This is a genomic window from Streptomyces sp. B1866, from assembly GCF_031932565.1.
Lineage (GTDB): Bacteria > Actinomycetota > Actinomycetes > Streptomycetales > Streptomycetaceae > Streptomyces.
In genome coordinates this window covers 1-10,586 of sequence record NZ_JAVSCF010000225.1, presented here as the reverse complement: position 1 = coordinate 10,586, position 10,586 = coordinate 1, and the positions used below count along the sequence as shown (strand labels likewise).

The following is a 10,586-nucleotide window of genomic DNA, read 5'->3' as shown; positions in this document are numbered from 1 at the left end:
CGGCGCGGCCGGCCCCGCCGCAGCCGCCCCCCGGTCCCGGTGCGCGGCCCGGCGGCCGCCGGGTGCGGGCGGTGGCCTCCGGCGCTGGTAGGGTGATCGATGGCCCTGTGCGTTCGCGCCCCGTGCGGCCGTCCCCGTCAGACCGCCGCGTACCGCCGCGTACGGCCCGCAGGTCCCGGTGGACACGGCGCGTGCGGGTACCGGGCCCAGCCGGCGAGTCACGGAAGTTCCCCTGAGCGGAAGACCAGGGGCGCTCGGCGGCCCACACGACGAAGGAGTACGGCGTGTCGCTCGACACCGCTACCAAGAAGCAGATCATGGCCGAGTTCGCCACCAAGGAAGGCGACACCGGTTCCCCCGAGGTCCAGGTGGCGCTGCTCTCGCGCCGCATCTCCGACCTGACCGAGCACCTGAAGACCCACAAGCACGACCACCACTCGCGCCGCGGCCTGCTGCTGCTGGTCGGCCAGCGCCGCCGCCTGCTGCAGTACCTGGCGAAGAAGGACATCACCCGCTTCCGCGCGCTCGTCGAGCGCCTGGGCATCCGGCGCGGCGCGGCCGGCGCCCGCTAGCCCGCAGCCGGCGGGGAGCGGTTCGGCGCAGGCCGGGCCGCTCCCCGCCGCCGCCCCGCCGGACACCGGCCGCGCCGGCCGTCTGCCGACGGCGGCGCCGGCGGACGCCCGCCGGGCCCCGCGCCCCGCCACGCCGTACGGCCCGGAGCGCACGAGGCGGCCACGCGCCGCTCGCACCGGACCCGTAGCCGTCGTGAGGACGGCCGAAGCTTTGTAGTCTGGTGCCAACAACGACAACCGACACAACGCCATAACGAACGAGGAGGAGCGCCTCCTTCCCGCCCTCTCGACGCCGCAGGCGCCGGTCCTCGGTAGCGGCCCCCGGAACAGGCAGTTCCGGCGGCTTCGATCGAAGACCGGCCCGGCCGCCGGAAACAGGCCAGGGGCGCTGCTCCACCACCGTCCCCGTCACCCGGGGACGCGAACGAGGAGACTTCCCTGGTGGAGAACGAGACCCACTACGCCGAGGCCGTGATCGACAACGGCTCCTTCGGCACCCGCACCCTCCGCTTCGAGACGGGCCGCCTGGCCCGGCAGGCCGCCGGCTCCGCCGTGGCCTACCTGGACGACGACACCATGGTCCTGTCGGCGACCACCGCCTCGAAGCACCCCAAGGACCAGCTCGACTTCTTCCCGCTGACGGTGGACGTCGAGGAGCGGATGTACGCGGCCGGCCGCATCCCCGGCTCCTTCTTCCGCCGCGAGGGCCGCCCGTCGGAGGACGCGGTCCTCACCTGCCGCCTCATCGACCGTCCGCTGCGCCCGTCCTTCAAGAAGGGCCTGCGCAACGAGATCCAGGTCGTCGCCACGATCATGGCGCTCAACCCCGAGCACCTGTACGACGTGGTGGCGATCAACGCCGCCTCCGCGTCCACCCAGCTGGCCGGACTGCCGTTCTCCGGGCCCATCGGCGGCGTCCGGGTGGCGCTCATCAGGGGCCAGTGGGTGGCCTTCCCCACCCACACCGAGCTGGCGGAGGCCGTCTTCGACATGGTCGTCGCCGGCCGGGCCCTCGACGACGGCGACGTGGCCATCATGATGGTCGAGGCCGAGGCCACCGAGCGCACCATCACCCTGGTCGAGGGCGGCGCCGAGGCGCCCACCGAGGAGGTCGTGGCCGCCGGCCTGGAGGCCGCCAAGCCGTTCATCAAGGTGCTGTGCAAGGCGCAGGCCGACCTCGCCGCCAAGTCCGCCAAGCCGGTCGCGGAGTTCCCCGTCTTCCTCGACTACCAGGACGACGTGCTCCAGGCGCTGACCGAGGCGGTCCGCGACGAGCTGGCCCAGGCGCTGACCATCGCGGGCAAGCAGGAGCGCGAGACCGAGCTGGACCGGGTCAAGGGGCTGGCCGCCGAGAAGCTGCTGCCGCAGTTCGAGGGCCGTGAGAAGGAGATCTCCGCGGCCTACCGGGCGCTGACCAAGACCCTGGTGCGCGAGCGCGTCATCAAGGAGCGCAAGCGCATCGACGGCCGCGGCGTCACCGACATCCGCACGCTGGCCGCCGAGGTCGAGGCGATCCCGCGCGTGCACGGCTCGGCGCTGTTCGAGCGCGGCGAGACGCAGATCCTCGGCGTCACCACGCTGAACATGCTGCGCATGGAGCAGCAGCTGGACACGCTGGCGCCCGAGACGCGCAAGCGCTACATGCACAACTACAACTTCCCGCCGTACTCCACCGGCGAGACCGGCCGCGTCGGCTCCCCCAAGCGCCGCGAGATCGGCCACGGCGCGCTCGCCGAGCGGGCCCTCATCCCGGTGCTCCCCGCGCGCGAGGAGTTCCCGTACGCGATCCGGCAGGTGTCCGAGGCGCTGAGCTCCAACGGCTCGACGTCGATGGGCTCGGTGTGCGCGTCCACGATGTCGCTGCTGAACGCGGGCGTGCCGCTGAAGGCCCCGGTGGCCGGCATCGCCATGGGCCTGATCTCCCAGGAGATCGAGGGTGAGACGCACTACGTGACCCTCACCGACATCCTCGGCGCCGAGGACGCGTACGGCGACATGGACTTCAAGGTCGCCGGCACGCGCGAGTTCGTCACCGCCCTCCAGCTCGACACCAAGCTCGACGGCATCCCCGCGTCCGTGCTGGCCGCGGCCCTGAAGCAGGCGCGCGACGCCCGCCTGCACATCCTCGACGTGATGCACGAGGCCATCGACGTCCCCGACGAGATGTCGCCGAACGCGCCGCGCATCATCACCGTCAAGATCCCGGTGGACAAGATCGGCGAGGTCATCGGCCCCAAGGGCAAGATGATCAACCAGATCCAGGAGGACACCGGCGCCGACATCACCATCGAGGACGACGGCACCATCTACATCGGCGCCGCCGACGGCCCGTCCGCCGAGGCCGCCCGCGCGACCATCAACGGCATCGCCAACCCGACGATGCCCGAGGTCGGCGAGCGCTACCTGGGCACGGTGGTGAAGACCACCACGTTCGGCGCGTTCGTCTCGCTGCTGCCGGGCAAGGACGGCCTGCTGCACATCTCCCAGATCCGCAAGCTCGCCGGCGGCAAGCGGGTGGAGAACGTGGAGGACGTGCTGAAGGTCGGCGACAAGGTCCAGGTCGAGATCGCCGAGATCGACCAGCGCGGCAAGCTGAGCCTGATCCCCGTCCTCGCCGAGACGGAGTCTTCCGGCGGCTCCGCCGCGGGGGCCGCGGCCGAGTCGAAGGAAGCCGCCGAGCAGTGACCTCCCGGCCGCACCGGGCGACGGCCCGCACCTCCACGGAGGGGCGGGCCGTCGCCCGTACCCAAACGCTTCTCCAGGGCGAGAACGGCATCGGCACCATCCGCAGGACCGTGCTGCCCGGCGGCCTGCGGGTGGTCACCGAGACCCTGCCGTCCGTGCGCTCCGCCACCTTCGGCATCTGGGCGCACGTCGGCTCCCGCGACGAGACGCCCGCCCTGGGCGGCGCCACGCACTACCTGGAGCACCTGCTGTTCAAGGGCACCGGGCGGCGCACCGCGCTGGACATCTCCTCGGCCATCGACGCCGTCGGCGGCGAGATGAACGCCTTCACCGCCAAGGAGTACACCTGCTACTACGCGCGGGTGCTCGACGCCGACCTGCCGCTGGCCATCGACGTGGTCTGCGACATGCTCACCGGCTCGCTGATCGACCCGGCCGACGTGGACGCCGAGCGCGGCGTGGTCCTCGAAGAGATCGCGATGACCGAGGACGACCCGGGCGACTGCGTGCACGACCTGTTCGCCAAGGCCATGTTCGGCACGGCCCCGCTGGGCCGCCCGGTGCTGGGCACGGTCGAGACCGTCAACGGGCTCACCCGCGACCAGATCGCCCGCTTCTACCGCCGGCACTACGACCCCACCCACCTGGTCGTCACCGCCGCGGGCAACGTCGACCACGCCGCCGTGGTCCGGCAGGTCCGCGCGGCGTTCGACCGGGCGGGCGCGCTGGCCCGCGAGGACGCCGTCCCGCTCGCCCCGCGCGGCGGCTCCCGTACGATCCGCACAGCCGGCCGCGTGGAGCTGCTGGACCGCGCCACCGAGCAGGCGCACGTCGTCCTCGGCATGCCCGGCATCCCGCGCACCGACGACCGGCGCTGGGCCCTCGGGGTGCTCAACACCGCGCTGGGCGGCGGCATGAGCTCGCGGCTGTTCCAGGAGGTCCGCGAGAAGCGAGGCCTGGCCTACAGCGTCTACTCCTACACCTCCGGCTTCGCCGACTGCGGCCTGTTCGGCGTCTACGCCGGCTGCCGCCCCAGCCAGGTGCACGACGTGCTGAAGATCTGCCGCGACGAGCTGGAGCGGGTCGCCCGCACCGGTCTCGGCGACGAGGAGCTGCGGCGCGCCATCGGCCAGCTGTCCGGGTCCACGGTGCTGGGCCTGGAGGACACCGGCGCGCTGATGAACCGCATCGGCAAGAGCGAGCTGTGCTGGGGCGAGCAGATGTCCGTGGACGACATGCTGGCCCGGATGGCCGCCGTCACCCCCGACGAGGTGCGCGAGGTGGCGCGCGAGGTGCTGGGGCACCGGCCGTCGCTGGCCGTCATCGGCCCGCTGAAGGACAAGCAGGCGGCGCGCCTGCACGAGGCGGTCGCCTGACCGGGCCGCGGCGGCCCGTACCCTGCCGTACGACGCGCCCCGCCGCGGGGGCGAGAATGCCCCCGTCAAGGACACGAACCCCGCCGCGGGGCGGGGACCCACCGAGGAGAGCCGGAAGACGATGAGCAAGCTGCGCGTGGCCGTCATCGGCGCCAAGGGCCGTATCGGCTCGGAGGCGGTACGGGCCGTGGAGGCGGCCGACGACATGGACCTGGTCGCCGCCGTGGACCGGGGCGACCGGCTGGAGGCGCTGACCGAGGCGGGCGCGCAGGTCGCGGTCGAGCTGACCGCGCCGGACGTGGTGCTGGACAACCTGGAGTTCTGCGTCCGGCACGGCATCCACGCCGTGGTGGGCACCACCGGCTGGACCGAGGAGCGGCTGGACCGCCTGCGCTCCTGGCTGGCCGGCTCGCCGGACACCGGCGTGCTGGTCGCGCCGAACTTCTCCATCGGCGCGGTGCTGAGCATGCGCTTCGCCCGGGAGGCCGCCCGGTTCCTCGAGTCGGTCGAGATCATCGAGCTGCACCACCCGAACAAGGCCGACGCCCCCTCCGGCACCGCGGCCCGCACCGCCCAGCTGGTCGCCGCCGCCCGCGCCGAGGCGGGCAGCCCGCCGCAGCCGGACGCGACGGCCACCGCGCTGCCCGGCGCGCGCGGCGCCGAGGTGGACGGCGTCCCGGTGCACTCGGTGCGGCTGCGCGGGCTGCTCGCCCACCAGGAGGTGCTGCTCGGCGGCCCGGGCGAGACGCTCACCATCCGGCACGACTCCACCCACCACAGCTGCTTCATGCCGGGCGTGCTGCTCGGCGTGCGCAGCGTGGGCTCCGCGCCGGGCCTCACCGTCGGCCTGGAGCACTTCCTGGGCCTGGAGTGACCCGGTGCGCGCCCCGCTGACGTACGCGCTGCCGGCCACCGTCCTGGGCGGCTATCTGCTGCTGGCCGGCGGCCGCGGCGTGCAGCTGATGCGCACCGGCGAGCCGGCGGCCGCCGCCCTGGGCGCCGCCGCCTCGGTCCTGCCGCTGATCGGCGCGTGGTTCCTGTGGCGTACGACGGTCTTCGCGTACCGCGCGGAGCGGCTGGCGCGCGAGCTGTCGGCCGAGGGCGGCCTGCCCGCCGACGACCTGCCGCGCACGCCCGGCGGCCGGGTCGAGCCGGCCGCGGCGGACGCGGTCTTCGCCCGGCGGCGGGCCGAGGCCGAGCGGTCCCCGGACGACTGGCGCTGCTGGTTCCGGCTGGCCGTCGCCTACCGCGACGCGCGGGACACCGCCCGCGCGCGCCGGGCCATACAGCGCGCCATCGCCCTGCGCGCGGGCCGGCCCGTACGCCCCTGAGCCCGTACGGCCCCCTGAGCCCGTACGAGCCGGGGGCGTGCGCGCTCAGAGAGCCCGCACGGGCTCAGTGCCGCTGCCGCCCCGCGGCCCACCGCTGGACCCCCTCGGCGGCCCGGCGGAAGGCCCCCGGACGGCCGAGGAAGTCGGCGTTGTGGTCGGTGACCACCGCGGGCAGCGCCGCCTCCGCCAGCCGGGTCACCACCAGCGCCTGGCCCTGCACGCCGCGCGGCAGGCCCAGCCAGCGCACCGGCTGCTGCACCGTGCGCACCGACACCACCTGCCGCCAGGGAACGGTCGTGGTCGACCACAGCGACCGCTGCCGCAGCCCCTGGTCGCTCACCCAGATGCCCACCCGCACCAGCCGCACCGCGAAGGCGGTCACCACCGCGCCGGCCGCGCCGCACCACGCGGCTCCCGGCACCGACCCGGCGAGGCCGATGATCAGCGCCGAGAACAGCAGGTACGAGGCGAGCAGCAGCAACAGCGCGGCTCCGCCGACCCGCAGCCGGCCCGGCCGGTAGGGGCGGCGCCAGCGGTCCACGTCCTCGTACAGCGAGGACGCCGCGTCCGCGGCGGGGCGGTCGCTGTCCCGGGCACGGCCGGCTGTCGTAAAGGGCAGGGGCACGGACGTCCTCACTCACACGTGCTCGGTGGCTCGCAGGCAGCGTACCGGCGCACCGGCACCAGGCGGCCTGCGCTGTCAGTGGCGGCCCCTAGGGTGAGGGTGTACGTACACCCCTGAAAGGAAACCGCAGGTGACCGACATCCCCGCCGAGGGCGACAAGCCGAGCTTCCGCAGCGACGTGACCGTCGAGCTGGTCAAGCACAGCGCGGCCGACTCCGACGTGCTGTGGGCGGCCCGGGTGTCCACCGCGGGCGAGCAGTCGCTGGAGGAGCTGACCAAGGACCCGGAGCGCTCCAAGGGCCTCATCAACTACCTCATGCGCGACCGGCACGGCAGCCCGTTCGAGCACAATTCGATGACCTTCTTCATCAGCGCCCCGATCTTCGTCTTCCGCGAGTTCATGCGCCACCGGGTGGGGTGGAGCTACAACGAGGAGAGCGGGCGGTACCGCGAGCTGCGCCCGGTGTTCTACGTGCCGGACGAGGCCCGCAAACTGGTGCAGCGCGGCCGCCCGGGCAAGTACGAGTTCGTCGAGGGCACCCCGGCGCAAACCGAGCTGACCGGCCGGGTGATGGAGGACGCCTACCGGCACGCCTACGAGGCGTACGAGGAGATGCTGGCGGCGGGGATCGCCCGCGAGGTGGCCCGCTCGGTGCTCCCCGTGGGCCTGTTCTCCTCGATGTACGCCACGTGCAACGCGCGCTCGCTCATGCACTTCCTGAGCCTGCGCACGCGGCACGAGCGGGCCGCCGTGCCCTCCTTCCCGCAGCGGGAGATCGAGATGGTCGGGGAGCGGATGGAGGCGGCCTGGGCGCGCCTGATGCCGCTCACCCACGAGGCCTTCAACGTCAACGGCCGGGTGGCGCCGTAGCCCCTCCCGGGCACCCCCAGAGAAGTGTCCGTATTGCGGCGTTTCGTGAAGTTCATCTAGGCTGAAGAACGACCCGGCACTGTCTGAACCCCCGAGCGGGCAGTGCCGGGCCCTTGCGTCGGCCGCCCCGGACGAGCACGGCGGGGCGCGCTGCGAGTAGCGTGGGAGCCATGGCACCGACATCCACACCGCTGACGCCCTTCGGGCGCGTGCTGACCGCCATGGTCACGCCATTCACCGCCGACGGCGCCCTCGACCTCGACGGCGCCCAGCGGCTCGCCACCCACCTGGTGGACGCGGGCAACGACGGCCTGGTCGTCAACGGCACCACCGGCGAGTCCCCGACCACCAGCGACGTGGAGAAAGCCGACCTGGTACGGGCCGTCGTGGCGGCCGTCGGCGACCGGGCCCACGTGGTCAGCGGAGTCGGCACCTACGACACGCGGCACAGCGTCGAGCTGGCCCGCGCCGCCGAGCGCGCCGGTGCCCACGGCCTGCTGACCGTCACGCCGTACTACAGCAAGCCCCCCCAGGAGGGCCTGCTGCGGCACTTCACCGCCATCGCGGACGCCACCGGCCTGCCGGTCATGCTCTACGACATCCCCGGCCGCAGCGGTGTGCCGATCAACACCGAGACGATCGTCCGGCTCGCCGAGCACCCGCGCATCGTCGCCAACAAGGACGCCAAGGGCGACCTCGGGCGGGCGAGCTGGGCCATCGCCCGCTCCCACCTCGCCTGGTACTCCGGCGACGACATGCTGAACCTGCCGCTGCTGTCGGTCGGCGCCGTCGGCTTCGTCTCCGTCGTCAGCCACCTGGTCACCCCCGAGCTGCGGGCCATGCTCGAAGCCCACCTCGCCGGGGACGTGGCCAAGGCCACCGAGATCCACCAGAAGCTGCTGCCGGTCTTCACCGGCATGTTCCGTACCCAGGGCGTGATCACCGCCAAGACCGCCCTCGCCCTCCAGGGCCTGCCGGCGGGGCCGCTGCGCCTGCCGCTCGTGGAGCTCTCCGCGGAAGAGACGGATCAGCTGAGGCGCGATCTGGCCGCGGGCGGGGTACAGCTCTAACCACAGACGTGCTTTTCATAACTTCATACGATCAGGTAACTGAGCGCACAGAGTTCCGTACAGCCAGACACACAGCCAGACAGCACACGCACGAATGTCACGCGCGCACGTGCCCGTGGACGGGCAGGTGGCGTGCGTGGTGAGGAGAGTCTTTTGAGTCATCCGCATCCCGAGCTCGGCCCCCCGCCGAAGCTCCCCCAGGGCGGCCTGCGGGTCACCCCGCTCGGCGGCCTGGGAGAGATCGGCCGCAACATGACGGTCTTCGAGTACGGCGGACGGCTGCTGATCGTCGACTGCGGAGTGCTCTTCCCCGAGGAGGAGCAGCCCGGAGTTGACCTGATCCTGCCGGACTTCACATCCATCCGGAACCGCCTGGACGACATAGACGGCATCGTGCTCACGCACGGCCACGAGGACCACATCGGCGGCGTCCCCTACCTGCTGCGGGAGAAGCCGGATATCCCGCTGATCGGCTCCAAGCTCACGCTCGCCCTGATCGAGGCGAAGCTCCAGGAGCACCGCATCCGGCCGTACACCCTGGAGGTCGAGGAGGGGCACCGGGAGCGCATCGGCCCGTTCGACTGCGCGTTCATCGCGGTCAACCACTCCATCCCGGACGCCCTGGCGGTCGCCATCCGCACCCCGGCCGGCCTCGTGGTGCACACCGGCGACTTCAAGATGGACCAACTGCCGCTGGACGGCCGCCTGACCGACCTGCCCGCCTTCGCCAAGCTCGGCGAGGAGGGCATCGACCTGCTCCTGTCGGACTCCACCAACGCCGAGGTCCCCGGCTTCGTCCCGCCCGAGCGCGACATCTCCGGCGTGCTGGGCCAGGTCTTCGCCGCCGCCCGCAAGCGGATCATCGTCGCCAGCTTCGCCAGCCACGTGCACCGCATCCAGCAGGTCCTCGACGCCGCCCACGAGCACGGGCGCCGGGTCGCCTTCGTGGGCCGCTCCATGGTCCGCAACATGGGCATCGCCCGCGACCTGGGCTACCTGCGCGTACCGGCCGGGCTCGTGGTGGACGTCAGAGCCCTGGACGACCTGCGCGACGAGGAGATCGTGCTGGTCTGCACCGGCTCCCAGGGCGAGCCGATGGCCGCCCTGTCCCGCATGGCCAACCGCGACCACCAGATCCACATCGTGGAAGGCGACACGGTGATCCTGGCCTCGTCGCTCATCCCCGGCAACGAGAACGCGGTCTACCGGGTGATCAACGGCCTGACCCGCTGGGGCGCCAAGGTCGTCCACAAGGGCAACGCCAGGGTGCACGTCTCCGGCCACGCCTCGGCCGGCGAGCTGCTGTACTTCTACAACATCTGCAAGCCGCGCAACCTCATGCCCGTCCACGGCGAGTGGCGCCACCTGCGCGCGAACGCCGAGCTGGGCGCCCTGACCGGCGTGCCCAAGAACCGCTGCGTCATCGCGGAGGACGGCGTCGTGGTCGACCTGGTCGACGGCGTCGCGAGGATCACCGGCAAGGTCCAGGCCGGGTACGTGTACGTCGACGGCCTGTCGGTCGGCGACGTGACGGAGACCTCCCTGAAGGACCGCCGCATCCTCGGCGAAGAGGGCATCATCTCCGTCTTCGTGGTCGTCGACAGCACGACAGGCAAGATCGTGGGCGGCCCGTACGTGCAGGCCCGGGGATCCGGCATCGAGGACGGCGCCTTCGCCTCGGTCATCCCGAAGATGGAGGAGGCCCTGTCGAAGTCCGCCTCCGAGGGCGTGGCGGACATCCACCAGCTCCAGCAGCTCGTGCGCCGCTCGGTCGGCAAGTGGGTCTCCGACAACTACCGCCGCCGGCCCATGATCCTGCCGGTGGTCGTGGAGGTCTGACCGGTTTCTCCGGTCCTCGCCCGAACCGTCCCAGGGCCCAACCCCCAGCGGGGCTCCCCGATTTGCATCGAGGAGCCCCGCTGAAGTACGTTTACGGCCTCGCCCAACCGGGAACCCGCCACACCTCGCGTGCGGCGCGGAGCACCCCGGAGGGGGCGGGGAATCCGACTCGAAAGATTCTGATAAAGTCGGAACCACCGAAGGGAAGCGCCCGGAG

General features: G+C 72.5%; 9 protein-coding genes. 8 read left to right on the top strand and 1 reads right to left on the bottom strand.

Annotated features, from left to right (window positions below; genetic code table 11):
- The first annotated feature begins 284 nt into the window (after positions 1-284).
- From rpsO to RKE29_RS23545, 5 genes are all read left to right on the top strand, one after another.
- Positions 285-572 (top strand): 30S ribosomal protein S15, encoded by a 288-nt coding sequence (gene rpsO, locus RKE29_RS23565; protein ID WP_312007592.1) that lies wholly within the window; start codon positions 285-287, stop codon positions 570-572.
- Positions 573-1,013: 441 nt separating this feature from the next.
- Positions 1,014-3,257 (top strand): polyribonucleotide nucleotidyltransferase, encoded by a 2,244-nt coding sequence (locus tag RKE29_RS23560; RefSeq protein WP_312007591.1) that lies wholly within the window; start codon positions 1,014-1,016, stop codon positions 3,255-3,257.
- Entirely contained in the window at positions 3,254-4,633 is a 1,380-nt protein-coding gene (locus RKE29_RS23555) for a pitrilysin family protein (protein WP_312007590.1), read from the top strand. Before RKE29_RS23560 ends, RKE29_RS23555 begins: the two co-directional genes overlap by 4 nt.
- Positions 4,634-4,754: 121 nt before the next feature.
- Positions 4,755-5,507, top strand: coding sequence for a 4-hydroxy-tetrahydrodipicolinate reductase (dapB, locus tag RKE29_RS23550; protein ID WP_312007589.1), 753 nt, complete (start codon positions 4,755-4,757; stop codon positions 5,505-5,507).
- A gap of 4 nt (positions 5,508-5,511) precedes the next feature.
- Positions 5,512-5,964 carry a hypothetical protein gene (locus tag RKE29_RS23545; protein ID WP_312007588.1) on the top strand — a complete coding sequence of 151 codons (453 nt, stop codon included), beginning with the start codon at positions 5,512-5,514 and terminating at the stop codon, positions 5,962-5,964.
- Positions 5,965-6,028: 64 nt separating this feature from the next.
- Here RKE29_RS23545 and RKE29_RS23540 read toward each other — a convergent pair whose 3' ends face one another.
- Positions 6,029-6,589, bottom strand: coding sequence for a hypothetical protein (locus RKE29_RS23540; RefSeq protein WP_312007586.1), 561 nt, complete (start codon positions 6,587-6,589; stop codon positions 6,029-6,031).
- Between the two features lie 130 nt (positions 6,590-6,719).
- Here RKE29_RS23540 and thyX point away from each other — a divergent pair, with 130 nt between their 5' ends.
- The 3 genes from thyX to RKE29_RS23525 all read left to right on the top strand — a co-directional run bounded on the left by thyX (position 6,720) and on the right by RKE29_RS23525 (position 10,369).
- The gene (gene thyX / locus RKE29_RS23535) at positions 6,720-7,460 is read left to right on the top strand and encodes an FAD-dependent thymidylate synthase (RefSeq protein ID WP_312007584.1); all 741 of its coding nucleotides are present in this window, start codon (positions 6,720-6,722) and stop codon (positions 7,458-7,460) included.
- A 170-nt stretch (positions 7,461-7,630) separates the two neighbouring features.
- Complete coding sequence (dapA, locus tag RKE29_RS23530) at positions 7,631-8,530, top strand: 4-hydroxy-tetrahydrodipicolinate synthase (RefSeq protein WP_312007583.1); 900 nt, start codon at positions 7,631-7,633, stop codon at positions 8,528-8,530.
- Positions 8,531-8,683: 153 nt separating this feature from the next.
- Positions 8,684-10,369: a ribonuclease J gene (locus RKE29_RS23525; protein ID WP_312007582.1), complete on the top strand. Its 1,686-nt coding sequence runs from the start codon at positions 8,684-8,686 to the stop codon at positions 10,367-10,369.
- Positions 10,370-10,586: the final 217 nt, after the last annotated feature.